Consider the following 25,700-nt stretch of genomic DNA (forward strand, 5'->3'; position numbering starts at 1 on the left):
ACGTTTTTGGAATTTCAGCGGTCGCTTCTAGGCGGTGGGGTGTTCAGGTGGAGAGCTATGCTGGTGGCATTATTATATAACAATGAGGGAGCCACCCATGACACCAGCCGACTTGCACAACGATGCCATCGTTATTGATGGTCTGATTATCGCCAAGTGGAACCGTGCGCTTTTTGAGGATATGCGTAAAGGTGGGCTGACTGCAGCGAACTGTACTGTTTCTGTCTGGGAGGGGTTTCAAGAGACAGTTAACAACATTGTCGCTAATCAGCAATTGATTCGTGACAATGCTGATCTTGTGATTCCAGTACGAACCACCGACGATATTCATGCGGCAAAAGCCCAGGGTAAGACGGGCATTATCTTTGGCTTCCAGAATGCCCATGCCTTTGAAGACCAGGTTGGTTATGTTGAGGTATTCAAGCAGCTGGGAGTGGGTATTGTTCAGATGTGCTACAACACCCAGAACCTGGTTGGTACAGGGTGCTATGAGCGTGATGGCGGTTTGTCTGGCTTTGGTCGAGAGATCGTCGGTGAAATGAATCGTGTAGGTATGATGTGCGACCTGTCGCATGTTGGTAGTAAAACCAGTGAAGAGGTGATCTTAGCGTCTTCAAAACCAGTGTGCTATTCACACTGCCTGCCATCAGGTTTAAAAGAGCATCCACGTAATAAGTCTGATGAAGAGCTCAGGTTTATTGCCGACCACGGTGGCTTCGTCGGTGTCACCATGTTTGCTCCCTTCCTTGCTAAAGGTATTGACTCAACCATTGAGGACTATGCGGAAGCTATTGAATACGTGATGAACATCGTCGGTGAAGATGCTATTGGTATTGGTACAGACTTCACTCAGGGGCATGGTCAAGAGTTCTTTGAATGGCTGACTCATGACAAAGGCTACGCTCGTCGCTTGACCCGTTTTGGCGAAATTGTTAACCCGCTGGGCATTCGTACCGTTGGTGAGTTCCCCAATCTTACTGAGACCTTGCTGAACCGAGGCATGCCTGAACAGGTGGTACGTAAGGTCATGGGTGAGAACTGGACCCGCGTGCTTAAGGATGTCTGGGGCGAATAGTTGCCGCCTGACTCTGTCTGCGTGCAGACGCGTAAGCAAGTCTTAAACTAACCGGCGCATATATAGCGTGTATTTAATGCCCATTTATTTGATGAGTAGTGCTGTGCTACTTATTACGTTAACTGGGTGGCCGGTAAAGTAATTAATTGAATTCTGGAGTTTGAATACATGACGACGCATGCCCCTGAAATGCCTATAGACGTTGATAGCGAAACCGGTGTCTGGACGACGGATGCTTTGCCGATGCTTTATGTGCCGCGTCATTTTTTTGTCAATAACCATATGGGTATTGAAGAAGCGTTGGGCGCTGAAGCTTACGCAGAAATACTTTACAAAGCGGGTTACAAGTCAGCTTGGCACTGGTGTGAGAAAGAGGCTGAATGCCACGGGTTGTCTGGGGAAGAAGTGTTTGAGCACTATATGAAGCGCTTGTCTCAGCGAGGCTGGGGGCTGTTTGAGACCTTGTCGATCGACCTTGAAAAAGGCACCTGCGAAGTGCGTCTGGATCACTCAGCATTTGTCTACGTTTATGGACAGTGCGGCCGTAAAGTCGACTATATGTTCACGGGTTGGTTCGCTGGAGCGATTGACCAGATATTGCAGGCTCAAGGCAGCAGTATCAGAACGCGTGCAGAACAAGTTTACGGGGCGTCAGAAGAAGGCCGCGATCATGGTCTTTTCGCTGTTACACCGCTTTAAACCGAGGAATCTATCATGGCTTTCGAAGCAATGTTTCAGCCGATTCAACTCGGCAAGCTGACTATCCGTAACCGCGTCATCTCTACGGCTCACGCTGAGGTTATCGCCACAGACGGAGGTATGACGACCGAGCGCTACGTTAAGTATTACGAAGAAAAGGCCAAGGGCGGCATTGGTCTGGCCATATGTGGCGGCTCATCAGTGGTTTCCATTGACAGCCCGCACGAATGGTGGAGCTCAGTCAATCTTTCTACCGATCGGATCATTCCTCACTTTCAGAATCTAGCGGATGCGATGCATAAGCATGGCGCTAAGATAATGATCCAAATCACGCACATGGGGCGGCGCTCCAGCTGGCATGGTAATGACTGGCCGACACTGCTGTCGCCATCGGGCATTCGCGAGCCGATTCATCGGGCAACCTGTAAAACGATTGAACCGGAGGAAATCTGGCGAATCATTGGTGATTTTGCCAAGGCCGCTGGCCGGGCTAAAGCCGGCGGGCTAGATGGTGTTGAGTTGTCCGCGGTTCACCAGCATCTGATCGACCAGTTCTGGAGTCCACGGGTTAATAAGCGCACCGATGAGTGGGGTGGCGACTTCGAAGGCCGAATGAAGTTTGGCCTAGAGGTGCTTAAGGCGGTGCGTGCAGAAGTTGGTGATGATTTTTGTGTGGGTATGCGACTGTCTGGCGACGAATTTCATGCGGATGGTTTATCTCATGAAGACATGAAGCAGATTGCCAAGTATTACGACGATACCGGCATGCTCGACTTCATTGGCGTAGTTGGATCAGGCGCTGATACGCATAACACCTTGGCTAATGCCATTCCCAATATGAGTTTTCCACCAGAGCCTTTTTTGCACCTGGCGGCGGGTATCAAGGATGTCGTTCAGGTCCCGGTACTGCATGCGCAAAACATCAAAGACCCAAACCAGGCTACACGTATTCTTGAGGGCGGCTACGTTGACATGGTTGGCATGACTCGTGGGCTTATCGCCGACCCGCATCTGATCACTAAGATTAAGATGGACCAAGTTGACCGGATCAAACAATGTGTTGGGGCAAATTATTGTATCGACCGTCAGTATCAGGGCGTTGACGTACTATGTATCCAGAATGCGGCGACTACCCGTGAGTACATGGGGTTGCCACATGTTATTGAGAAGACGACCGGTGCTAAACGCAAGGTAGTGGTGGTTGGCGGTGGTCCTGCTGGCATGGAAGCAGCACGCGTTGCCGCTGAGCGAGGCCATGACGTGACCTTGTTCGAGAAAAGCGATGCGCTAGGCGGGCAAATCACTATTGCTGCTAAAGCGCCACAGCGCGACCAAATCGCGGGCATTACTCGTTGGTTTCAGCTTGAGCTAGCGCGCCTTGGAATTGATCTTCGCTTATCAACCTGTGCCGATGAGGCATCCATCCTCGAGTTGCGGCCGGACATTGTGGTGCTTGCCACGGGTGGTCGCCCCTTCCTTGATCAATATGCGGACTGGGGATACTCAGAAAACCCTGACGAAAGCCTGATTGTTAGTACGTGGGATGTGCTTAGCGGCAAGGTTGAGCCAGGTAAAAATGTGCTGATTTTTGACGCATTATGTGAGTTTTCAGGCGTGTCCGCAGCAGACTTTCTTGCCGATAAAGGCGCTAAGGTCGAAATTGTCACTGATGATATCAAGCCCGGTTACGCCGCAGGGGGAACAACCTTTCCGACCTATTACCGCAGCCTCTATGAGAAAGAGGTGATTATGACCTCTGACATGATGCTTCACCATGTCTATCGAGAAGGTGATGCTTTGGTGACCGTGCTTGAAAACGAATATAGCGGTGTTCAAGAAGAGCGCGTGGTAGATCAAGTCGTAGTAGAGAACGGCATACGGCCAGATGAAGCGCTTTATTACGCCCTCAAAGAGCAGTCACGTAACAAGGGGCAGGTGGATTTGGAGGCGCTTTATGCCATTCAGCCGCAACCCTGTTTGGCGGAGGAAGGAGAAGGGTTTTTACTGTTCCGCCTAGGTGACTGTACTGCGCCGCGCAATACACATGCGGCGATCTATGATGCCTTGCGCCTTTGCAAAGACTTTTAAGCCAACGTCTATAGCGGTCGCTCATGACGCTTTCAACGGCCCAGTATAACCACTGGGCCGCATAACAATTCCAAGTTTGCGAGGTGAGCCTCAATGCTCGATACCCTCCTGCCAATACTAATTTTCTGTGCCCTAGCTGTTATGGTGCTTGGTGCTTGGCGGCGCCTGAGTTTATGGCGCCAAGGACGGCCATCGCCGGTGCCGCTGATACGGGGACTGGCAGCTATGCCGCGTCGCTATCTCGTTGATTTGCACCATGTGGTCGAGCGAGACAGGTACATGTCCAAGACGCATGTGGCCACTGCCGGCGGTTTTGTGCTGGCGGCGCTGCTAATGATCATTGTGCATGGCTTTGGCCTGCACAATCGAATCCTGGGTTTCGCTTTGCTTGGCGCCACCGTGCTGATGTTCGTCGGCGCGCTATTTGTCGCGAAGCGGCGTCGAAATCCGCCCGCACGATTATCGACGGGTGCCTGGAACCGGCTACCGAAAAGCCTGTTAATGTTCTCGGCGAGTTTCTTCGTTGTTACATTGCCGGTTGCTGGTGTTATTCCGGCTGACATGGGTGGCTGGGTTGTTGCGTTAATTCTGCTCATTGGTGTGGCTTGGGGTGTGTCAGAGATGTTTCTTGGCATGACCTGGGGCGGCCCAATGAAACACGCTTTCGCTGGCGCATTGCATTTAGCTTGGCACCGCCGTGCTGAACGCTTCGGTGGAGGTCGTTCGACGGGTCTCAAGGCACTGGACCTGGATCAACCGAATGCTGTGATGGGCGTAGAAAAGCCCACGGATTTTACCTGGAACCAGTTACTTGGCTTTGATGCCTGCGTGCAGTGTGGAAAGTGCGAAGCGGTATGCCCTGCCTTTGCCGCTGGTCAGCCACTCAATCCTAAAAAGCTGATTCAGGATATGGTTATTGGGCTAGCGGGAGGGGATGACGCTAGTTTTGCCGGCAGCCCCTATCCGGGTGTGCCATTAGGTGAGCATGGAGGCGGTCCGCACCAGCCCATCGTCAGCCAAGAGGGCAAAGGGCTGGTTGGCGCTGATACGTTGTGGTCTTGCACGACGTGCCGTGCTTGCGTCGAGGAGTGCCCAATGATGATTGAGCATGTCGATGCAATCGTTGATATGCGTCGTCATCTGACGTTAGAGCAGGGTTCTACGCCAAACAAGGGAGCGGATGTTCTCGATAACCTAATCGCTACTGACAACCCCGGCGGGTTTGATCCTGGCGGTCGCCTGAACTGGGCTGCCGACCTGAACTTGCCCCTGATGAGTGAGAAAAAGCAGGCGGATGTCTTGTTTTGGGTTGGGGATGGCGCTTTCGATATGCGTAATCAGCGTACGTTGCGTGCTTTCGTTAGCGTGCTTAAGGCCGCAGGTGTTGATTTCGCTGTATTAGGTTTGGAAGAGCGCGATAGCGGCGACGTGGCACGACGCTTGGGTGATGAAGCAACGTTTCAAGGCTTGGCCAAGCGAAACATTGCCAGCCTTTCGAAATATCACTTCAATACGATTGTAACCTGTGATCCGCACAGCCTTCATGTGCTGAAAAATGAATATGGCGAACTGGGTGGCAATTATGACGTGCGGCACCACAGTACTTACCTTGGGGAACTGATTGCTAACCAGCGCCTTAATTTGGGGCAGCATAAAGGTGGCAGCGTCACTTACCATGATCCTTGTTACCTCGGTCGTTATAACGGCGAATATGACGCGCCGCGTAATGTGCTTAAAGCGATTGGTATTGAGGTCAAAGAAATGGAGCGATCAGGTTTCCGCTCTCGCTGTTGTGGCGGCGGCGGTGGCGCGCCGATTACCGATATCCCAGGCAAGCAGCGAATTCCTGACATGCGTATGGACGATATTAAGGAGACCGGCGCTGAACTGGTGGCGGTGGGTTGTCCACAATGTACTGCGATGTTTGAAGGTGTGGTCGAGCCGAGGCCGTATGTTAAAGATATTGCTGAACTGGTCGCAGACGTATTGATTGAAGCGCCCGTACCTCAGCGGTCGGCGACTCGCTCTGACGCTATGGAGGTGCACTGATGAAGGAGAGTTTTCGTCGTGATCCACGCAATGAGTGGATCGCTCGTAACCGTCTGCATCCGTTGTATAGCGCGTTGCAAACCCAAGAAGCCAGCTGGATAGGACCTAGCGGTTTGGTTCGTAAGAACCCTCACGTATCAGGTTTTATAGGTCCTAATGGTCTTAAGCGTATTGACCGTAGTGGCGTTCAGCAAGGTGGAGGCAGTCAACGCTCAGGCACTAAGGCAGCGGTTCAGTTACCGTTGCGCATCATCGAACAGCCATCTTTTTACATTGTGGTGGTGCCGGATATGGTGAATGGTCGCTTGAGTAGTCATGACAAGGACTTACTTGGACTGGCTAATACACTTGCGGGTGATGAGGGGGCGGTAGTCGCCGTGGTATTTCAAGCGCATAAGGAGGGTGGTTTTGATACGGCTGGTGTCGATCGGTTGTTGCACCTCCAGGGTGAGGCGTTTGCTGACTACTCTCCAGAGCAGCGCGTTACGGCTCTCTGCGCACTAGATACCCAGCTGAACCCAGCCCATTGGTTGGTGCCGGATAGCCGCACAGGTGGTGGTGAGCTAGGACGCCGACTAGCGGCTAAGCTTGGTGAGCGGCCAGCCACAAGGGTTTGGCAAGTGGCCGATGGGCAATGCATCGGTCGTGCAGGTGCGGGTCAGCAGGATATGGCGCGTACTGCACCGCGACTGATTTTGGCCGCAGCGGAGTGTGCTGATCCGGTGAGCGACACGCGTCATGAAGTTCGTGCTATTGAGTTGAACGAAACGCTTTTCCATCGTGTAGGGCGGCTCGATAACCTCGGTGCTGTCGCTGTCGATCCGGCACTAACCCCCATGGCTGAAGCGGAATTTATTCTTTCGGGGGGGAATGGTGTTAAAGACTGGGAGCTGTTTCATCAGGCGGCTGAGACTCTGGGTGCCACAGAGGGGGCATCACGGGTGGCGGTTGATGATGGCTTCATGCCGCGCGCACGGCAGGTTGGCGCGACAGGCACCTGGGTGACTGCGCAAGTTTATCTGGCGGTGGGCATTTCTGGTGCTGTCCAGCACCTTCAAGGTATTGCCACTTGTGACAAGGTCGTGGCCATTAACCAGGATCCTGCTTGCGATATGGTCAAGCGCGCTGACCTTGCTGTGATTGGCGATTCGGCAGCGATTCTTCAAGCGTTGATTGAGCGTGTCAGAGAACATCGTCAGGGAGGCATGCATGATGCCGCATGAACTACTGAAGGTTGTTGCATTAGTTTCTGTTGGTGCTCATCCGGTCACAGGGCGGCCACGGCGTGCTGAGCAAGATGCTCGCGCTGTTGAGCTAGGGCTGTGCTTGGCTGGTAAGCACCTTCACCTTCTACATGCTGGTGACGCTGAATCAGAGGCGTTGCGTGGCTACCTGGGAATGGGCTTAGCAGAAATGACGGTGTTGCAGCAGCCTTTGCACGCAGATATTTTACCCGCTTTGGGTAGTTATTTGGGTGCCACTGATGCCCAGCTAGTGCTAACGGGGAGTCAGGCGGAAATCGGAGAAGGTTCTGGCATGCTGCCTTACCTCCTGGCCGAACAGCTTGATTGGCCACTAGTGGTTGGGTTGGCTGAAGTAGAAAGTGTGAAGGGCGGTGTCGCGCAGGTATTGCAAGCTTTGCCTCGTGGCCAGCGTCGGCGCTTGCAAGTGCGCTTACCTTTTGTCGCGAGTGTAGATAGCGCGGCTCCTAAGGCAAGGCAGAGCGCGTTTGGCCCCGCTCAGCGAGGGCAGCTACAGTCGCAAAAAGTGGCCGTTGTCGAAGATATGTTGCTTAGCGAAGCGAGTATGCAGACGGCGCGCCCGCGCCCGAAACGCCTTAAAGTGATTAAAGCCAAGACCGGAGCTGAGCGGATGAGAGCAGCGACTGCTAAGGCATCAGCAGGCGGGAAGGTGCTGACTGATATAACGCCAGAGCAGGGTGCTGAGGCAATCTTCGCGTTACTCAAAGAGGAAAAAGTACTGCGCTGATTATTGATGTAAAACGTAGTAAAAAACCGTCAGCGAATTACTATGCTGGCGGTTTTTTTTGTGCTTTTTATGGTTAATTAGTTCTGTTTACTGGGTCCTCGACTCGTCGTTTGTTATACATCATGGCGTACCTTCATCAGGCGGGTTGTTGGGATTTCTTGTGTGGTTAAAATGGCTGTGTGACCAGGGGAGGCGGTTTTACTGGCTAAAAATCAAGCACTTGTTAAGGTTGGGTTATGTCACGTTGCTGACGTTCAATACATACTCGTTGGTATAATAGGCTACGGGTTCGGCCGCGCTCCATCACATCAGAACGACACCCATGCCAGTAGCGAATAGTATGGCAAGCCATGATTTCGCCGGTATATTTTTTAAGAAGTAAGGAAATAGCCATGACATAGAAGCGACGTTAATTTGTCATTTATCCTCATAATACCTTCATAGCCATAATCCAGTTTTTCTAAGAGAAGATGAATAATCTGAAAAACGCCTTTTTTGATGTCTCTATTAGGTATGGCGATGACTCATATAGAACAGTGCTGGCGTTTTCTGTTGCTATGGTCAAGAAGCGGGGTTTCCGCGTTAAATAATAAACTTAAGGAGCTCAACCATGACTGCAGCCAACCGCGGGGTCATTTATACGGGGCCCGGTAGTGTCGAGGTTCAGCCGATTGCTTTTCCTGAACTAGCGCTGGGTAAACGAAAGTGTGAGCATGGTGTTATTTTGAAAGTTGTCGCGACCAACATTTGTGGTAGCGATCAGCACATGGTACGAGGGCGCACCACAGCTCCATCCGGAATGGTGCTGGGGCATGAGATTACTGGCGAAGTGATTGAGTGTGGCCGAGATGTGGAGTTTGTTAAGGTTGGTGATATCGTTTCTGTTCCCTTTAATATTGCCTGTGGGCGTTGCCGTAACTGTAAAGAGGGGCAAACGGGAATTTGTCTCCAGGTGAATCCTGCGCGTCCTGGTGCTGCTTATGGTTATGTGGATATGGGCGGGTGGGTTGGCGGTCAGGCCGAGTTTGTTATGGTGCCCTATGCAGACTTCAACTTACTGAAATTCCCAGATCGTGATATTGCGCTAGATAAAATTCAGGACCTGACACTTTTGTCGGACATCTTGCCTACAGGGTTCCATGGTTGTGTTACTGCTGGCGTGGGACCAGGAAGTACTGTCTATATTGCTGGAGCAGGGCCAGTAGGTTTGGCCGCAGCGGTATCTGCTCAGCTTTTAGGTGCAGCTTGTGTCATCGTTGGTGATATGAATTTACAGCGCCTTGAGCAAGCAAGAAGCTTCGGTTGTGAGACGCTAGACTTACGCCAAGATATACCTATGGCGGAAATGCTTGAGCCGATTCTGGGTGAGCGAGAGGTAGATTGCGCCGTAGATGCTGTCGGATTTGAGGCGCGTTGTCATGGGCATGATCATGGCCATGAACAGCCTGCAACGGTATTAAATGCTTGTATGGATATCACTCGCGCGGGTGGCCAAATAGGTATACCGGGGCTTTATGTGACTGAAGACCCAGGGGCGTCAAGTGACGACGCCAAAAGCGGGAATTTGTCGCTGCGCCTTGGTCAAGGGTGGGCGAAGTCTCATTCTTTGCATACAGGGCAGTGCCCAGTAATGAAGTATCATCGGTCGTTGATGCAAGCCATTCTTTTTGATCGGGTGCAGATTGCTAAGGCGGTGAATGTTCAAATCATTTCGTTGGATGAGGCTCCTCAGGGTTACGCCGATTTCGATGGGGGAGTTGCGAAAAAGTTTGTCATCGACCCTCATGGAATGATTTCTAGCGCAGCCTAATGTTGGGGTGTTGAGGCTAATACATGTCGCTCTTATGGGTTGTTGAGAGCGACATTTGCTATGTTTGATGCGAAAAAACCCACATAAAATTTATGTGGGTTTTAATTGAAAAATAAAATAAGTAGCTAGTTCTAGTTGAAGTGAGAACCTGGCCATATAAGTATGAGCCAGGCGGTAAGTTTATGGGAAATGCCGGCCATTTTAATGGCTAAGATGACTGTGCCGAGGATTGTTCGATGTTGTTTAGCAAGCGTTCGCAGTACCAGTCAACGAAGTCAATAACACCAAACTCAAATGTCTTGGAGTAAGGGCCTGGCTGATAAGCTTTTGAGTTAATTCCACGCTGATTTTGTTCCGCTAGGCGGCGGTCTTGATCATTGGTCGCATCCCAAACCTTGCGCAACTCTTCGGGATCGTAGTCAACACCCTCAACAGCATCTTTATGAACGAGCCATTTAGTTGTTACCACGGTCTTCTGAGGGCCGAGAGGTAGAACGCGAAATACCACGGCATGGTCTCCCATGAAGTGGCTCCATGAGTTGGGTAGGTTCAAAATACGTAGTGACCCCATATCAGGGTTGGTAAGCCGCCCCATGAGCTTTTTGCAGCCTTGCTTTCCGTCCATCGTCATTGAAACAGTGCCATCTAACAAAGGCGTGCGAGTGAGACGATTGCGTTTGCCAATGCGCTTAAGCTGCCAAGGTATATTTTCTTTGTCCCAATCCGCTTGTTTGCGCGCAACTAGTTCTTTATAAGACTGTGTGGCACGAGGGTCGTCGCTATCGTCGAATTCTTGCAGAGAGTTGAGTAGCTCTGGATGGGAGCCGTTGCAATGATAGCACTCGCGATTATTCTCAATCACCAGCTTCCAGTTGGCTTGTTCGATAATACTCGACTCGACGGCAACTTTTACGTTGTCCATCTGATAGGGCTCAAGGTAGTGGTCCAGTGTTTCCAGGAGCTGGTCGATGGATGGAGGATTATCGTCTAAGTGCACAAAAAGGAAGCCACCAGCGCTTTCTACGTTGACTGGCTTAAGGCCGTAGCTGGCGAGATCAAAATCTTCGCCCATATCGCTGCCGGCAAATAACAGTCGGCCATCGAGCTCATAGGTCCACTGATGGTAACCGCATACGAGTTTAGCCACTTTGCCTTTCTCATTAAGGCATATCCGTGAGCCGCGGTGACGACAGACATTGTGGAAGGCATGGATGCGGTTCTCGGCGCCGCGTACGATGATAATCGGGTTGTCACCGACATCCAAAGTAATAAAGTTCCCTTTGGTAGGAATTTCGCAAGTCATGCCAGCAAACAGCCACTCTTTTTCAAAAATCTCTTGCATGTCGAGGGAAAAAATCTGGCTATCGTTATAGAAGGGTTGATCCAGAGAGAAGCCCGGTTCACGTCGACTGAGGAGCGTAGTTGCCACTTCCCGCGCGCTGATCAAGTGGCTATTCAATTGAGAGCTTGCAATCAGGTTCATCACGAAATCCTCGAAGTCACCGTCTTTTCATGAGGTCGGTGCCAAGTTATTTGGAAAATTATTATTAAACTTGAGTATGGGAAGAGAAGCGAAAAATTGATTATCTGTTGGCGACGTCGAGTGACATGCCTGCGACGTACTCCGCGCTAAGCTGTGTGTTTTTTTGCTTTCGGCTGGGCTTGCTAGGTATGTCTATGTCGCTGGGAGACAAGATCCTTTTGGAGGGGGTGCTCACAATGCAGGTGCGAGAAAGCTGACTTGGAATGGTGCTATCCGCTATGGTCAGCGATGCCTAGTCACGGTATTGCCAGGTAGAAACAATATGATAATGAACTACTATAGCCAAATCACGACCCAGACTTGGGCTAATGGCAGGCATCTGGTGCGTTGCGTCAAGGTGATTCAGGAAACCCAGGATGCTAGCACCTTTTGCTTTATGGCTGAGCAGCCAGTGCTGTTTTTTTTCAAGCCGGGGCAGTTCGTTACTCTAGAGCTGGAGATTGAGGGGGAGCAAGTTATGCGCTCCTATACCATCTCTAGTTCGCCCTCGGTTCCTTACAGTTTCTCGATAACTGTCAAACGCATGCCTCATGGAAAGGTTTCTAACTGGCTGCACGATAATATCAAGATAGGGGATGAGCTGGCTGTTCATGGTCCGGTAGGAAATTTTAATATTATGGACCATTCGGCGGATAAGGTGCTCTTTCTTTCTGGTGGCGTAGGTATCACTCCACTGATGTCGATGACTCGTTGGCTTTTTGATACAAATGCTGATGTTGATGTTGAGTTTATTCATAGTGCGCGCGCTCCGCGAGATGTTATTTATCATCGAGAGTTAGTGCATATATTCTCGCGAATTCCAGAATTTAAGTTACACGTTATATGCGAGAATAAGAATGATATCGGTGAAGGTTGGGCGGGGTATCGTGGTTATTTAACACAACCAATGCTGGAGTTGATGGCGCCAGATTATCTCGAGCGAGAGATTTTTTGCTGTGGTCCTGCGCCGTATATGGAAGCAGTAAAACGTATCTTGCGTGATAAAGGTTTCGACATGAGTCGTTACCATGAAGAATCGTTCGGAGCCACGCCGCTTGATGTAAAAGAAGACGCTCTGGAGCTGGCAGGGCAGGCAGAAGCTGATGCTGAGCAGTTGGACTACTCAGAAATGCTTAGCGTTGAATTTGAGGGGTCAGGGAAAAGTGTACGTATTCAGCCGGGTGAAACGGTACATGCCGCGGCATCTAAGTTAGGTTTGCATATACCGAAAGCATGCGGGATGGGTATCTGTGGAACCTGCCAGGTAAAGCTCACCTCTGGTGAGGTAGAGATGGATCATAATGGCGGCATCACTGATGAGGATATTGCAGAAGGGTATATCCTGTCATGCTGTAGTAAGCCTAAAGAAGATATAGTGGTAGATTTCTAGCGTGAGGCCTGCCAATAACTGTTGGTAACCGCTGGGTGGGTGCCTTTGGAATAGCATCCTCTCAGCTCATAGCCTGTTGGGTTTTAACGTTAATTAAAATAATAAAAATGCACTTGTCGCTCCAAGAGGTGTTTTTTAATAGCGCCTGCTTTTTGGTTCTGTGGAATTTGATTGGGTGCGAAAGATCAGAGCCTTTTGTGCTCTTGCGCGGAAAAACGACAAGATAAGTCCGGCTATCCCAAAAATTGGCGCATTTGTTCAATTTTTTTATTTAACGATTGGCTATTAATAAGGAACGCGTGCTAGCCGTCATGGCTGGTATCTGCTTTATAACAACAACCCTGCGGAGCACGACTCATGACCCGTGAGAGAAAGCCTCGGCCGAGCTTGGTCTTGGCGTTACTGCCTATTTTGCTCACCTTTCTGGTGTTGGGTACACAGCTATTTATCTTCGACACCTTTACGCCCCATGTGCCCTTGGTGATAGGTATTGCCATTACCGCAGTGGTGGGGCGTTACATGGGGTGTACCTGGGAGGATATGCAGGAGGGCATGCTGCACGTGGTCAGCGTGGGTTTGCCTGCGGTAGGTATCCTGATCTTGGTGGGCATGATTACTGGGGTGTGGATATCCAGCGGCACTGTGCCGACACTGATTTATTACGGTCTGGATGTGCTGAGTCCACAAGTATTCTTAGCGGCAGCGGCACTGCTGTGTGCCGTGGTTTCGGTGTCTCTTGGCACCTCTTGGGGCACTGTCGGCACCGTTGGTCTCGCGCTGATGGGTATCGGGGCAGGCTTTGGTATACCCGCCTACTGGACCGCCGGAGCTGTGGTATCCGGTGCTTTCTTTGGTGACAAAGTCTCACCGCTGTCGGATACGACCAACCTAGCCCCTGCGGTGACCGGAGTGAACCTGTTCGATCATATTCGTAACCTGATGCCGACGACTCTGCCGGCTATTCTGATTGCTCTGGCGATTTATATTGTCGTCGGCTTCAACATGGTGGGCGACGAGAGTGCCTCTTTTGCCCGCATTGCCGCAATCAATGCGGGCTTGGTGGACAGTTTTACGCTTAGTCTGTGGACGATACTTCCGGTTGTGCTAGTCATCGGTTTTGCTGTTGCGCGGATGCCGGCTATGCCGGTGCTGTTCAGCGGCGTGGTGCTGGGCGGCTTGACTGCAGTGCTGTTTCAGGGCGCCTCGGTCAAGGAGATTTTTGTCTACGCTTTTTCTGGCTATGAAATCGCGACAGGGGTTTCCGAGATCGATGGGTTGCTGAATAGGGGCGGAATTCAGTCGATGACTTGGGTGATTACCCTGCTGCTGATCGCGTTGTCCTTTGGCGGCATTCTGGAAAGTGTCGGTTGCATGCGAGCAATTATTGAATCGGTGGTTAAACGTATTCGCCGCTTCGGTGCTCTGCAGACTTCCGCCATCAGCAGCTCTATCGCGACTAACGTGGTTGCTGGCGACCCCTATCTGTCGATCGCCCTGACTGGACGCATGTTCGGCCCCGTCTATCGCGGCATGAAGTATTCCATGCTTAACCTGTCTCGGGCTACGGAAGAGGGTGGCACCTTAGTGTCGCCACTGATTCCCTGGAATGCTGGCGGCGCTGTGGTAGTGACCTCTCTGGGTCTTGGTATCTACAGCGGTAACACGGAGAACCTTTTGTATATTCCCCTGGCCTTTGCCTGCTGGCTGTCGCCTCTGATCGGCATTATTTACGGCTGGACGGGCTGGTTCTCGCCCAAGGCTAGCGAGAAAGAGCAGGCCCGCTGGGCCGAGCTGGGCGAGGAAGTCATGGATGTACAGCAGGTTCACAATGAGATGCGCTCAAGGGTGTATCGCGTCAATTAGCGTTAAATAGCCGCATTTGGATTATTGATTGGTACCCGGCCGACACACTCAATAACTTGTATGGGCGCCACGCCAGAGCTGTGCACGGCAATTATCAAAATGCCATTGGCTAAAATGGCAGCAAACAATTAACAATTAAGGAGCAAACAATGAATACGACTCAGCTTCGTGACTACGACCCCCAGATTGCCGCTGCTATTGCGGGCGAGGATGCCCGTCAGGAAGCTCATATCGAGCTGATTGCTTCAGAAAACTATGCCAGCCGTGCAGTGATGGAGGCTCAGGGCTCTCAGCTAACCAATAAGTACGCGGAAGGGTATCCCGGCAAGCGTTACTACGGCGGCTGTGAATATGTCGATGTTGTAGAGAAACTGGCGATTGAGCGTGCTTGTGCGCTGTTTGGTGCTAACTATGCCAACGTGCAGCCGCATTCGGGTGCTCAAGCTAATGCTGCGGCGTTTATGGCCATGGTGTCACCGGGGGATACCGTGCTGGGCATGAGCTTGGCTCATGGTGGTCATTTGACCCATGGAGCAGCACCGAATTTTTCGGGGAAAAATTATCATGCAGTTCAGTATGGTTTGAACACTGAAACTGGCGAGATTGATTATGACGAAGTTGAGCGCCTAGCGCGTAGCCACAAGCCGAAAATGATCATTGCGGGCTTTTCGGCGTATTCACGTGTTGTTGATTGGCGCCGTTTTCGCGATATCGCTGATGAGGTGGGGGCTTGGTTATTGGTTGATATGGCTCATGTGGCAGGGCTGGTGGCTGCGGGGCATTATCCGAGCCCGCTGCCTCATGCCCATGTGGTCACAACGACAACACATAAAACGTTGCGTGGCCCGCGTGGTGGTTTGATTCTTTCTGCTACCGGTGATGAAGCGCTGTACAAGAAGCTTAACGGTGCAGTATTCCCTGGGCAGCAAGGGGGGCCGTTGATGCATGTTATTGCTGCTAAGGCGGTGGCTTTCAAGGAAGCCATGAGCCAGGAGTTCGTGCGTTACCAGGCCGATGTGATTGATAACGCTCGTGCTATGGCTAAGGTGTTTGTCGAGCGAGGTCTCGATGTTGTCTCTCGCGGTACTGACAACCACCTGCTGTTGGTGTCGCTGGTTAAGCAGGGAGTGACTGGTAAGGATGCTGACGCCGCGCTTGAGCGAGCCCATATTACTGTTAATAAAAATGCCGTTCCTAATGATCCGCAAAGCCCATTTGTGACGTCTGGGCTGCGTATCGGTACACCGGCGGTGACAACCCGTGGTTTTGGTCAAGATGATTGCTCGGCGTTGGCTGGCTGGATCTGTGACATCGTCGATGCCCTGGCTGCCGAGGCTGATACTAGCGCCATCGAAGCGGAGGTGCGTGAAAAGGTCGCGGAGGTCTGTGGTCGTCATCCAGTTTATGGTCCGGTGATGTCTGACGCTGCGACATCAATCGCCTGAACCCTTTTTCCGTCGCCGCGCTGGCGGAAGTTTTCAAGGAGAGCATCATGCAACGATATTCAGGTTTCGGGCTGGTTAAGCACGCGCTGAGCCATCATGAGAACTGGCAACGTCAATGGAGAAATCCAACCCCCAAAAAGCGTTATGACGTGATTGTTGTGGGTGGTGGTGGTCATGGGCTAGCGACAGCGTATTACTTGGCCAAAAACCACGGCATTACCAACGTGGCGGTGCTGGAAAAAGGCTGGTTGGGCGGCGGAAACACGGCGCGTAATACGACGATTGTGCGCTCGAACTATTTGTGGGACGAGGCGGCGCAACTGTACGACCACTCGCTGGATCTGTGGAAGGGGCTCTCTCAAGACCTGAATTATAACGTGATGTTTTCACAGCGTGGCGTAATGAACCTAGGTCACACCCTGCAGGATATGCGAGATATTCAGCGTCGGGTCCATGCCAACCGGCTGAACGGTATCGATAGTGAAGTGATCAATGCCGAACAAATTAAAGAGATTGTTCCAGTCATTGATACGTCTAAACGTGCCCGTTACCCGATTCTTGGCGCTTCTTGGCAGAAAAGCGCCGGTGTTGCACGTCATGACGCAGTTGCTTGGGGCTATGCTCGGGCCGCTGATGCACTGGGTGTTGATATTCTGCAAAACACCGAAGTGACAGGCTTCAAGATCCGTGATGGTCAAGTTTACGGTGTTCAGACCAACCGAGGGGATATTGAGTCCAAGACTATCGGTTGCGTTGCCGCTGGCAACTCAGGCGTTCTGGCGAAAATGGCTGGACTGACCTTACCGTTAGAGTCGCACCCGCTGCAGGCGCTGGTGTCTGAGCCACTTAAGCCGGTTCTCGATACTGTCGTGATGTCCAATCATGTGCATGGCTATATCAGTCAGTCTGACAAAGGCGACTTGGTTATCGGGGCGGGCATTGACGGTTACCTGGGTTACGGACAGCGCGGCAGTTATGCCACCGTTGAGCATACGTTGCAGGCGATTGTTGAGATGTTTCCATCCTTCTCTCGTGTGCGTATGAACCGGCAGTGGGGCGGCATTGTGGATACCTGTGCGGACGCTTGCCCGATTTTGTCTAAAACTCAAGTCAAGGGACTGTTTTTCAACTGTGGCTGGGGGACCGGCGGCTTCAAGGCGACGCCGGGTTCTGGGCATGTGTTTGCAGCAAGCCTGGCTAAGGGTGAGATGCATCCTCTTGCTGCGCCGTTTTCCATCGACCGCTTCAATACCGGTGCGCTGGTGGACGAGCATGGCGCTGCTGGCGTCGCGCACTAAGGAGATAACACCATGTTTTATATTCATTGCCCTTACTGCGGCGAGTACCGTGGGGAAGAAGAGTTCAGCCCCAAAGGTGAAGCACATATTACCCGCCCTGCTGACCCTGATGGCTGTAGTGATGAAGAGTGGGGGAGCTATTTGTTCTTTCGCCAGAACCCGCGAGGAGTTCACCACGAGCTGTGGGTACACACTCTAGGATGTCGCAAGTTCTTCAATATCACCCGTCATACGGTGAGTTATGAAATTTTTGAGACGTATCGCATGGGCGAACAGCCCAAGGTAACAGAGCAGAGTTTAGCCGAGGCGCTGAATAAGACCCGTAAGGAGGAGTCGGTATGACCCAGACCAATCGTCTGCAGCAGGGTGGCCGTATCGATCGCTCCCGCACGCTGAGCTTTACCTTCAACGGTAAGACATACCGGGGTTACGACGGAGATACGCTGGCCTCGGCTTTGCTGGCTAATGGTATTGATATTGTTAATCGCAGCTTCAAATACTCTCGGCCGCGGGGCATTGTTGCCGCTGGCGCTGAAGAGCCTAATGCGGTCGTTCAGTTAGGTAGCACAGAGGCCGCACAGGTGCCTAATGTACGCGCTACCCAGCAGGGACTGTATGAAGGGTTAGCGGCGTGCTCTACCAATGGTTGGCCTAACGTTCAGCGCGACATGATGAGTTGGGTAGGCAAGCTGGGTGGTGGGTTTATGCCGCCGGGCTTTTACTACAAAACCTTTATGGCGCCAGCCTCGATGTGGATGACGTACGAAAAATATATCCGCAAAGGTGCTGGTCTGGGGCGTGCACCCAGTGAAAATGACCCAGATATTTATGATCACCTCAATCAGCATTGTGATGTGTTGGTGGTGGGTGCTGGGCCGGCGGGCTTGGCGGCGGCGCTTTGCGCGGCCAACAGTGGCGCCCGAGTTATTTTATGTGATGAGCAGGAGGAAATGGGCGGCTCGTTGCTGGATAGTCGTGAGATGCTGGACAACGCGCCAGCAGGTCAGTGGGTGACTTCTACGCTTAACCTCTTGGCAGGTATGGATAATGTAACGCTGCTGCCTCGCACGACCGCTAATGGCTATCATGATCACAATTTCGTGACCCTGCATGAGCGGCGCACTGAACACCTGTCAGATACTGCACCCAAACTCCGCAATCACCGCCAGGTGCGAGCCCGTTTGCACCGAGTGCGTGCTGGTCAGGTGGTATTAGCAACAGGGGCTCATGAGCGCCCATTGGTGTATGCCAATAATGATGTGCCCGGTAATTTGTTGGCTAGCGCTGTATCCAACTATATCCGCCGTTATGCGGTGGTGCCGGGCAATAAACTGGTGCTGTCTACCAGTAATGACCACGCTTACCGAGCGGCGCTTGACTGGGCCGATGCTGAGCGTGAGGTAGTGGCTATTGTTGATGCTCGCGATAAGCCTGATGGTGACCTGGTGCAACAGGCGAGGGCCAAAGGGATTCGCGTGATTACCGGCTCAGCGGTAATTGAAGCCAATGGGACGCATCGTGTTACTGGCGCCCGAGTCGCGAAGGTGGATCTTGAACGCTTCGCAGTGACTGGGCCGGTGGAAGAACTGGTCTGTGACACGATAGCTACGTCTGGTGGCTACAGCCCCGTTGTGCATTTGGCGTCTCATATTGGTGTTCGCCCCACTTGGCGTGAGGATCTGCTGGGCTTTGTGCCTGGTGATGTTAAGGGAATGCGTCCGGCGGGTGGCTCTCAAGGTGTTTATGCGCTGGGCGATGTGCTCGCCGATGGTGCGCAGTCTGGCGCTGAGGCAGCTAAGGCCAGCGGCATCGCTTCTGTGGTTGAGCTTTCATTGCCACAGGCAGAGGTTCGCCAGGAGTCGCCGGCTTGTGCGTTGTATCAAGTGCCTCACGAGAAGACGACATTAAGAGCGCCCAAGCAGTTTGTTGATCAGCAGAATGATGTTACTGCGGCGGGCATCGAAGTCGCGACTCGTGAAGGGTTTGAGTCTATTGAGCACGTCAAGCGTTATACGGCGCTGGGTTTTGGTACTGATCAAGGCAAACTTGGCAATATCAACGGCATGGCCATCGCTGCAAGAATGCTGAATCGTTCGATTCCAGAGGTGGGGACGACGATCTTTCGGCCGAATTATACCCCGATCACCTTCGGCGCCATTGTGGGGCGTCATGCGAGAGAGCTGTTCGACCCCGAGCGTTACACTGCCATGCATCAGTGGCATGTGGAGAACGGCGCCGAATTCGAGGACGTCGGTCAGTGGAAGCGGCCCTGGTACTTTCCGCGCAAGGTTAATGGCAAGCTGGAAACCATGGACGAAGCGGTATCCCGCGAGAGTCTGGCGGTGCGTAACGGCGTTGGAATTCTCGATGCTTCCACCCTGGGCAAGATTGATATCCAGGGGCCGGATGCCCGTGAGTTTCTGGGCCGTGTGTATACCAACAAGTGGGCTAAGTTAGCGCCGGGCCGAGTGCGCTACGGTCTGATGTGTAAAGAAGATGGCATGCTGATGGATGACGGTACCACCAGTTGCCTGGGTGATAACCACTTCCTGATGACGACTACCACCGGCGGTGCTGCCGCTGTGATGGAGTGGTTGGAGTTATGGCACCAAACAGAGTGGCCAGAGCTCCAAGTGTACTTTACGTCGGTTACTGATCACTGGGCGACCATGACGGTGACTGGCCCAGATGCCCGCAAGTTATTATCTGAAGTGACTGATATTGACCTGGATAAAGATCGCTTTAAGTTCATGGACTGGCTCAATGGCAAGGTCGCTGATGTTCCTGCCCGCGTGTTCCGTATTTCGTTTACCGGTGAACTGGCTTACGAAATTAACGTGCAAGCCAACTACGCGATGCATGTGTGGAAAACCCTGTTTGAGCATGGCAAAAAGTATGATTTAACGCCTTACGGCACAGAGACGATGCATGTGTTGCGTGCTGAAAAGGGGCTGATTATCGCTGGACAAGACACGGATGGTTCGGTGACACCGGAAGATCTGGGTATGTTCTGGGCGATCGGCTACGACAAGCCGTACTCCTGGTTAGGCAAACGTGCTTTAACTCGGCCGGATACGGCACGTAAGGATCGTAAACAGTTTGTTGGCCTTAAGCCGACGGATCCCGCTGTGGTGTTGGAAGAAGGGGCGCAGATCGTCTTCGACAAGGACCAGGCGATTCCCATGAGCATGCAAGGGCATGTGACCTCAAGCTATTACAGCCCGACATTGGCGAGTGGTTTTGCATTGGCAGTCGTTAAAGGAGGGTTGGAGCGCATGGGGCAGAAGGTCTATCTACCGATGCCTGATGGACAGACTCATGAAGCAGAGATCGTCAGCCCCGTATTTATTGATCCTAAGGGAGAGCGCCAGCATGTCTGATACCTCTTGTGCCAGTGTTGCGACCTTTGACACCTGCCCGGATGTTTCGATTCCTATGGAATCACCGCTGTCTGTGGCAGTGAATCAAGTCAGTATGTCAACGCCGGCTCCTGCAGTGAGCCAAGAAAGCCAGGTTCAGTTTGAAGAAAAGCCGTTTTTAGGCCATTTGATTCTGCGCGGCAGTGCTATGGTGCTTGGTGAGGCCGTGAGTGAAGTACTTGGCGTCAGCTTGCCGAGTCAGCCTCTGGGGCTGGTGTTTGACGCCAGCGGTCAGCGCTCGGTGCAATGGCTGTCACCGGATGAGTGGCTTGTGATTGTGCCCAGCGGTGAAGAGTTCGAGTTGGAGAACCGGCTGCGTGAGGTGCTAGGTGCAGCACACTTCGCCATTGTTAACGTTAGTGGCGGTCAGACGCTGATTGAGTTGAGTGGTGATAAAGCACGCGAGCTGCTGATGAAATCGGTGACCTATGACGTTCACCCGTCTAATTTTCCTGTGGGTAAGGCGGTTAGTGTCGCATTCGCAAAGGCCAGTGCTATTTTGCGCAGGCCCTCTGAAACGCGCTATGAGTTAGTGCTGCGCCGTAGTTTTGCTGATTATTGCTACCGTTGGCTGGTAGATGCCGGTGAAGACTATGGGCTTGGTGTAACGCGTTAATGCGGGCTGATTGAATGGTCGCTATATTGTTGAACCGTTGAGACGAAAGTCGGGCATTGTGCCCGGTTTTTTCCTCTAATAAGGAGCTATCTCATGGGTCGTCGTGCTGACAGTTGGATTTTGACTGCTCAGTGCCCCAGTTTATTGGGCACTGTCGATGTGGTAACGCGTTTTCTGAAAGAGCAGGGCTGCTATATCACTGAGCAGCAATCCTTTGATGATATCCATGCAGGGCGTTTTTTTATCCGTACTGAGTTTATACCTCAGCAGGATTCCCAGACGGTCGGTTTTTCTTCTCAGAGGGCGCCTGAGGAAAGGTTTGATGCCGAAGCGTTTAAGGCGGATTTTTCCCAGCGAGCTGCTGGGTTTAACATGGATTTTGAATTAACCTCGCCGGACGCTAAGGTGCCGGTGGTCATTATGGTGTCCAAAGCCGATCATTGCTTGAATGATCTTTTATATCGTTACCGCACAGGACAGCTACCCATTGATATACGTGCGATTGTTTCTAATCACTCCGACCTGGAGTCGTTAGCGCAGTGGCACGGGTTGCCTTACCACCATTTTCCGATTACCCCACAGACCAAAGCCGAGCAGGAGGGGAAGGTTTGGCAGGTTATCGAAGAAAGTGGTGCTGAACTGGTAATACTGGCGCGCTACATGCAGGTGTTGTCCAGCGAGATGTGTAGCAAACTGGCTGGCCGGGCGATTAATATTCATCACTCACTGCTACCAGGCTTCAAAGGAGCGAAACCGTATCACCAAGCCTTTGAAAAAGGTGTCAAACTGGTGGGAGCTACGGCGCACTATATCAACGATGATCTTGATGAGGGGCCGATCATCACTCAAGGAGTTGAGCCGGTCAGCCATGCCGATGATCCGGAAGATCTGGTCGCTACAGGACGCGATATTGAGTGTTTGACGCTCGCCCGGGCAGTTGGCTTGCACGTTGAGCGTCGAGTCTTTTTGCATCAGCGTCGTACGGTTGTGTTTAGCCGTTAAAGTGGCCGACGTGTATCGCTTGCTTTGAACACCGTATGGCCGGAGCTTAGTGAGGCGCCAGAGCTTAGTGAGACAGGTGAGCGAAAAATCTGGGTAAGAACGTCAGTAAGAGTATTCAGTAGCAACGCCTGGCAAGACCTGTTAGTCAGTCTTGCTGGGCATTGACCTTGATGTGGTTGGCGACGTCGTCAATGTCTTGATGGCGCACATCCATGCCTTTAACCAGATAGATCACGTATTCGGCCAAGTTACTGGCATGATCGCCGATGCGCTCCAATGAGCGCAGCATCCACATGATACTCAGTATCGGAGAGATCGCGCGGTTATCCTCCATCATGAATGTCATGAGTGAGCGCATTGCAGATCGGTACTCACTGTCGACATCCTCGTCCTCTCGTACCACTTGCAGAGCCAGGTCGGCATCAAAGTGAGTGAATGAGTTTAGCGAATCGCGAACCATCCGGCATACATGCTCGCTGATGAGTCGTACCTCGACGAAACCACGGCTTCCTGAGTTTTTGCTAATCAGGTCCAGCACGTTACGCGCAATTTTGCTGGCTTCGTCACCAATACGTTCGAGATCTGATGTGGCTCGGGTGACAGCTAGCACTAGGCGTAAGTCTGTCGCGGCTGGTTGGCGACGCAACAGCACAAGCGTGCATTCGTTATCGATGCTGATCTGTAAGTCATTAACGCTACGGTCGTTAGTGACTACCCGCTGAGCCAGTTCTGTATCTGCTTCGAGCAGAGAGCGAGTCGCATCCTGAACCTGCTTTTCTACCAGGCCGCCCATTTGTAGCAGGTGCGCTTTCAACGCCTCCAGCTCTTGGCTGAACTGGCGAGATATATGCTGGTTATCGTGCGGGTTTGTTGTGTCCATCAATGGCTCCCCACGGGCGCAGAAGCTCATATGCCCGGTCGTCTAGTCGGTATCACGCCTCAGGCGCACTATATAAAGCATAGAGAGTTGTAATGAGAACGTCTCCCTTTGGTGCTTTACTGCAACATGAATAGGTCATTTCGCAGCGTCGAGAGTAATGAGCAAATATTGCAATCAGGTTAAAGCAATAAAACATTTTTTCAGCTGTTCATGCATTTTTTAGAACGGTATTACAATCGTTAAAAATTTGAAAAGCGCTACCGCAACCCCGCTAACGCCCGTAATATTGCGCGCTGACACCCTTTACTTGGACTTGCAGAATGTCAGCGCCCCAGTACACCTTCGCGGGTTTTTCACGCCTGCAGCGCATTGAGCGCAGCCCCGCTTTTCAAGCCGTTGTTATTGCCATCATTATTCTGTCGGCTCTTACCATCGGTGCCAAAACCTATGACTTGCCGCCATTAGCCGAATACGTGCTGTTGCTGCTCGACAATGGCATTACGGTATTTTTTCTAGTGGAGATTCTGTTCCGCTTTGCCGCTTGCCCGAATAAACGGCGCTTTTTCATGGACGGCTGGAACGTGTTTGACACCATCGTGGTGATTGGCAGTCTGATACCTCTGGGCAACGCCGAAGCGGTGTTGCTGGGGCGCCTGCTTCGGGTATTCCGAGTCTTGCGGCTAGTGTCGGTGGTGCCGGAATTGCGCTTTCTTATTAATTCGCTGATCAAAGCAATTCCTAGAATGGGTTATATCGCCCTGCTGATGTTTATCATCTTTTACATCTACGCAGCTATTGGCTCGCTATTTTTCGCGCAGGTCGACGAAGCGCTGTGGGGCGATGTTGCCATATCGATGTTGACGCTATTTCGAGTGGCAACATTCGAGGACTGGACCGATGTGATGTACGCCACCCAAGAGCTGTATCCGTTCAGCTGGATCTACTATCTGACCTTCATATTCCTGACCGCTTTTGTCTTTTTAAATATGATGATCGGTGTGATTCTGGAGGTGATGAGCCAGGAGAGTAACGCCAAGGAGTCTGAGACCGCGCACAACGAACGTGATGAGATTTTACAGCAGTTGCAGGCGGTTCAGCTCAAGCTCGACCGGCTGGCAGAGAATGCTGAGCAGGCACGTAAGCCTTGACGATTAGTAGTCATTGAAGAACGTTGGCAGCTTTTACAGGACTTTCGGCCTGCATGTGCCGCCGCAAGTAACGCACGAGGCCGAGGCGTGTCAGCTGATTCAGGTCACGTCAGAGTGAAGGCGCGGTAGATGTTCACGCTTAATATAGCGTACGAAAAAGATGCGGTGGAGGCGAGTAGAGAGGAGAGGTGTGCAGTGATTTTTTCTGACTGTCATAAGGTTGTCATCTTTGTCGGGCATCTTCGGTGTCGCGAAAGGACGAATATCTCTCTTATCAGGAGCACCTCCCATGAGCCGTACCTTTAAAAATCGCGCTATCAAGACTACTGCCATTGCTGTTGCCGTTATCGGTGTTGTCGGAGTGGCTCAAGCCCGTGACCAGGTCCGTATTGTGGGCTCCAGCACGGTGTATCCGTTCTCTAGCTATGTGGCCGAAGAGTTCGGAGCGATCAGCGACTACCCGACACCGGTTATTGAGTCTACCGGCTCTGGCGGTGGTTTACGTCTGTTCTGTAACGGCGTTGGCGAGGGTACGCCAGACATCACTAACGCTTCTCGTCGCATGAAGCCTTCAGAGTTTGAGCGTTGTGCTGAGAATGGTGTGACCGATATCACCGAAGCCTTTGTCGGGTATGACGGTATTGCTTTTGCTCAGGCTGGTACGAACGAAGCGATGGATGTGACCCGCGAGCAGCTATTCTTGGCTCTGGCCGCCAAGGTGCCGGTAGACGGTGAGCTGGTCGACAACCCTTATAAAAAATGGAATGAGATCGACGCTTCCTTGCCGAATCGTGAGATCGTCGTTTACGGACCGCCGACGACTTCTGGCACGCGTGATGCATTTGAAGAGCTGGTGATGGAAGCGGCTTCTGAGTCCATCGATGCCTATGGCGGTGAGGGATACACGGATATCCGTGCTGACGGTGCTTATATCGATTCGGGCGAGAATGACAACCTGATCGTCAAGCGCTTGACTGCTAACACCAGTGCCTTCGGTGTCTTTGGCTACTCTTTCCTTGAAGAGAATTCTGACAGCCTGCAGGGATCAACTATTGATGGCGTAGCACCGACCCCCGAAGCGATTGGTAGCGGTGAGTACCCAGTATCACGTTCGCTGTTTTTCTATATCAAAAACCAGCATGCCGATGACGTGCCAGCCATGTATGAATACGCTGACCTGTTCATGAGCGAGCAGATGGTGGGCGAGCTGGGCTACCTGAAAGGTGTTGGCCTGATTCCGGCGGAAGAAAATCTGCGTGGCGACGCTCGTGGCGTAGTTGAAAGCCGTACTGCACTCGAATTGAGCGACCTGAACTAAGCGGTATTGCCGCTGCGTCAAGCTGACCGGTAGCTCAATGAGTTGCCGGTCGGTGACGATACAGAGAGTCTGGTTTCAGCGTCATCTAT

At 52.1% G+C, this 25,700-nt stretch carries 19 protein-coding genes; 17 read left to right on the plus strand and 2 right to left on the minus strand.

Annotated features, from left to right (window positions below; translation table 11 throughout):
• Window positions 1-97 precede the first annotated feature (97 nt).
• From H616_RS0104155 to fdhA, 7 genes are all read left to right on the plus strand, one after another.
• Entirely contained in the window at window positions 98-1,075 is a 978-nt protein-coding gene (locus H616_RS0104155; RefSeq protein WP_027966230.1) for a dipeptidase, read from the plus strand.
• 168 nt (window positions 1,076-1,243) lie between these two features.
• Window positions 1,244-1,774 carry a DUF5943 domain-containing protein gene (locus H616_RS0104160; RefSeq protein WP_027966231.1) on the plus strand — a complete coding sequence of 177 codons (531 nt, stop codon included), beginning with the start codon at window positions 1,244-1,246 and terminating at the stop codon, window positions 1,772-1,774.
• Between the two features lie 15 nt (window positions 1,775-1,789).
• Window positions 1,790-3,862 (plus strand): dimethylglycine demethylation protein DgcA, encoded by a 2,073-nt coding sequence (gene dgcA, locus H616_RS0104165; RefSeq protein ID WP_027966232.1) that lies wholly within the window; start codon window positions 1,790-1,792, stop codon window positions 3,860-3,862.
• A gap of 93 nt (window positions 3,863-3,955) precedes the next feature.
• Window positions 3,956-5,911, plus strand: a complete 1,956-nt coding sequence (dgcB, locus tag H616_RS0104170) for a dimethylglycine demethylation protein DgcB (protein WP_027966233.1) — start codon at window positions 3,956-3,958, stop codon at window positions 5,909-5,911.
• Window positions 5,911-7,134, plus strand: coding sequence for an electron transfer flavoprotein subunit alpha (gene etfA, locus H616_RS0104175; protein ID WP_027966234.1), 1,224 nt, complete (start codon window positions 5,911-5,913; stop codon window positions 7,132-7,134). Before dgcB ends, etfA begins: the two co-directional genes overlap by 1 nt.
• Entirely contained in the window at window positions 7,121-7,900 is a 780-nt protein-coding gene (gene etfB / locus H616_RS0104180) for an electron transfer flavoprotein subunit beta (RefSeq protein ID WP_240470523.1), read from the plus strand. Before etfA ends, etfB begins: the two co-directional genes overlap by 14 nt.
• A 610-nt stretch (window positions 7,901-8,510) precedes the next feature.
• Entirely contained in the window at window positions 8,511-9,710 is a 1,200-nt protein-coding gene (gene fdhA / locus H616_RS0104185; RefSeq protein ID WP_027966236.1) for a formaldehyde dehydrogenase, glutathione-independent, read from the plus strand.
• Between the two features lie 208 nt (window positions 9,711-9,918).
• Here the strand turns inward: fdhA and H616_RS0104190 are convergent, their stop codons facing one another.
• Window positions 9,919-11,193: an aromatic ring-hydroxylating oxygenase subunit alpha gene (locus H616_RS0104190; RefSeq protein ID WP_027966237.1), complete on the minus strand. Its 1,275-nt coding sequence runs from the start codon at window positions 11,191-11,193 to the stop codon at window positions 9,919-9,921.
• 322 nt (window positions 11,194-11,515) lie between these two features.
• Between H616_RS0104190 and H616_RS0104195 the strand changes: the two genes are divergently transcribed.
• The 8 genes from H616_RS0104195 (at window position 11,516) to purU (ending at window position 22,265) form a co-directional block, all read left to right on the plus strand.
• Complete coding sequence (locus H616_RS0104195; protein WP_027966238.1) at window positions 11,516-12,622, plus strand: FAD-binding oxidoreductase; 1,107 nt, start codon at window positions 11,516-11,518, stop codon at window positions 12,620-12,622.
• Between the two features lie 357 nt (window positions 12,623-12,979).
• A complete protein-coding gene (gene nhaC / locus H616_RS14150) occupies window positions 12,980-14,485 on the plus strand; it encodes a Na+/H+ antiporter NhaC (RefSeq protein WP_051233964.1) in 1,506 nt (501 codons plus the stop codon).
• A gap of 149 nt (window positions 14,486-14,634) precedes the next feature.
• Window positions 14,635-15,930: a serine hydroxymethyltransferase gene (gene glyA, locus H616_RS0104205; protein ID WP_027966239.1), complete on the plus strand. Its 1,296-nt coding sequence runs from the start codon at window positions 14,635-14,637 to the stop codon at window positions 15,928-15,930.
• A 47-nt stretch (window positions 15,931-15,977) separates the two neighbouring features.
• Window positions 15,978-17,228 carry a sarcosine oxidase subunit beta family protein gene (locus H616_RS0104210; protein WP_027966240.1) on the plus strand — a complete coding sequence of 417 codons (1,251 nt, stop codon included), beginning with the start codon at window positions 15,978-15,980 and terminating at the stop codon, window positions 17,226-17,228.
• Between the two features lie 12 nt (window positions 17,229-17,240).
• Window positions 17,241-17,570 (plus strand): sarcosine oxidase subunit delta, encoded by a 330-nt coding sequence (locus tag H616_RS0104215; RefSeq protein ID WP_027966241.1) that lies wholly within the window; start codon window positions 17,241-17,243, stop codon window positions 17,568-17,570.
• Entirely contained in the window at window positions 17,567-20,608 is a 3,042-nt protein-coding gene (locus H616_RS0104220; RefSeq protein ID WP_027966242.1) for a sarcosine oxidase subunit alpha family protein, read from the plus strand. The genes H616_RS0104215 and H616_RS0104220 overlap by 4 nt, the downstream gene beginning before the upstream one ends.
• Window positions 20,601-21,263: a sarcosine oxidase subunit gamma gene (locus H616_RS0104225; RefSeq protein WP_027966243.1), complete on the plus strand. Its 663-nt coding sequence runs from the start codon at window positions 20,601-20,603 to the stop codon at window positions 21,261-21,263. Before H616_RS0104220 ends, H616_RS0104225 begins: the two co-directional genes overlap by 8 nt.
• A 93-nt stretch (window positions 21,264-21,356) precedes the next feature.
• Window positions 21,357-22,265: a formyltetrahydrofolate deformylase gene (purU, locus tag H616_RS0104230; protein WP_027966244.1), complete on the plus strand. Its 909-nt coding sequence runs from the start codon at window positions 21,357-21,359 to the stop codon at window positions 22,263-22,265.
• Between the two features lie 145 nt (window positions 22,266-22,410).
• On the opposite strand, the gene phoU is transcribed toward purU, so the two are convergent.
• Window positions 22,411-23,145 carry a phosphate signaling complex protein PhoU gene (gene phoU, locus H616_RS0104235; RefSeq protein ID WP_027966245.1) on the minus strand — a complete coding sequence of 245 codons (735 nt, stop codon included), beginning with the start codon at window positions 23,143-23,145 and terminating at the stop codon, window positions 22,411-22,413.
• A gap of 320 nt (window positions 23,146-23,465) precedes the next feature.
• Between phoU and H616_RS0104240 the strand changes: the two genes are divergently transcribed.
• On the plus strand, window positions 23,466-24,293 hold the full coding sequence (locus H616_RS0104240) for an ion transporter (protein ID WP_027966246.1): 828 nt from the start codon (window positions 23,466-23,468) through the stop codon (window positions 24,291-24,293).
• 289 nt (window positions 24,294-24,582) lie between these two features.
• A complete protein-coding gene (locus H616_RS0104245) occupies window positions 24,583-25,611 on the plus strand; it encodes a substrate-binding domain-containing protein (protein WP_027966247.1) in 1,029 nt (342 codons plus the stop codon).
• Window positions 25,612-25,700 lie beyond the last annotated feature (89 nt).

The organism is Halomonas halocynthiae DSM 14573, assembly GCF_000425725.1.
Taxonomy (GTDB): domain Bacteria; phylum Pseudomonadota; class Gammaproteobacteria; order Pseudomonadales; family Halomonadaceae; genus Halomonas; species Halomonas halocynthiae.

What these genes read in the sequence shown, in the direction of transcription:
- H616_RS0104155 (WP_027966230.1), top strand. Translation starts at nt 98, where the DNA reads ATGACACCAGCCGACTTGCACAACGATGCCATCGTTATTGATGGTCTG.
- H616_RS0104160 (WP_027966231.1), top strand. Translation starts at nt 1,244, where the DNA reads ATGACGACGCATGCCCCTGAAATGCCTATAGACGTTGATAGCGAAACC.
- dgcA (WP_027966232.1), top strand. Translation starts at nt 1,790, where the DNA reads ATGGCTTTCGAAGCAATGTTTCAGCCGATTCAACTCGGCAAGCTGACT.
- dgcB (WP_027966233.1), top strand. Translation starts at nt 3,956, where the DNA reads ATGCTCGATACCCTCCTGCCAATACTAATTTTCTGTGCCCTAGCTGTT.
- etfA (WP_027966234.1), top strand. Translation starts at nt 5,911, where the DNA reads ATGAAGGAGAGTTTTCGTCGTGATCCACGCAATGAGTGGATCGCTCGT.
- etfB (WP_240470523.1), top strand. Translation starts at nt 7,121, where the DNA reads ATGATGCCGCATGAACTACTGAAGGTTGTTGCATTAGTTTCTGTTGGT.
- fdhA (WP_027966236.1), top strand. Translation starts at nt 8,511, where the DNA reads ATGACTGCAGCCAACCGCGGGGTCATTTATACGGGGCCCGGTAGTGTC.
- H616_RS0104190 (WP_027966237.1), bottom strand. Translation starts at nt 11,193, where the DNA reads ATGAACCTGATTGCAAGCTCTCAATTGAATAGCCACTTGATCAGCGCG.
- H616_RS0104195 (WP_027966238.1), top strand. Translation starts at nt 11,516, where the DNA reads ATGATAATGAACTACTATAGCCAAATCACGACCCAGACTTGGGCTAAT.
- nhaC (WP_051233964.1), top strand. Translation starts at nt 12,980, where the DNA reads ATGACCCGTGAGAGAAAGCCTCGGCCGAGCTTGGTCTTGGCGTTACTG.
- glyA (WP_027966239.1), top strand. Translation starts at nt 14,635, where the DNA reads ATGAATACGACTCAGCTTCGTGACTACGACCCCCAGATTGCCGCTGCT.
- H616_RS0104210 (WP_027966240.1), top strand. Translation starts at nt 15,978, where the DNA reads ATGCAACGATATTCAGGTTTCGGGCTGGTTAAGCACGCGCTGAGCCAT.
- H616_RS0104215 (WP_027966241.1), top strand. Translation starts at nt 17,241, where the DNA reads ATGTTTTATATTCATTGCCCTTACTGCGGCGAGTACCGTGGGGAAGAA.
- H616_RS0104220 (WP_027966242.1), top strand. Translation starts at nt 17,567, where the DNA reads ATGACCCAGACCAATCGTCTGCAGCAGGGTGGCCGTATCGATCGCTCC.
- H616_RS0104225 (WP_027966243.1), top strand. Translation starts at nt 20,601, where the DNA reads ATGTCTGATACCTCTTGTGCCAGTGTTGCGACCTTTGACACCTGCCCG.
- purU (WP_027966244.1), top strand. Translation starts at nt 21,357, where the DNA reads ATGGGTCGTCGTGCTGACAGTTGGATTTTGACTGCTCAGTGCCCCAGT.
- phoU (WP_027966245.1), bottom strand. Translation starts at nt 23,145, where the DNA reads ATGGACACAACAAACCCGCACGATAACCAGCATATATCTCGCCAGTTC.
- H616_RS0104240 (WP_027966246.1), top strand. Translation starts at nt 23,466, where the DNA reads ATGTCAGCGCCCCAGTACACCTTCGCGGGTTTTTCACGCCTGCAGCGC.
- H616_RS0104245 (WP_027966247.1), top strand. Translation starts at nt 24,583, where the DNA reads ATGAGCCGTACCTTTAAAAATCGCGCTATCAAGACTACTGCCATTGCT.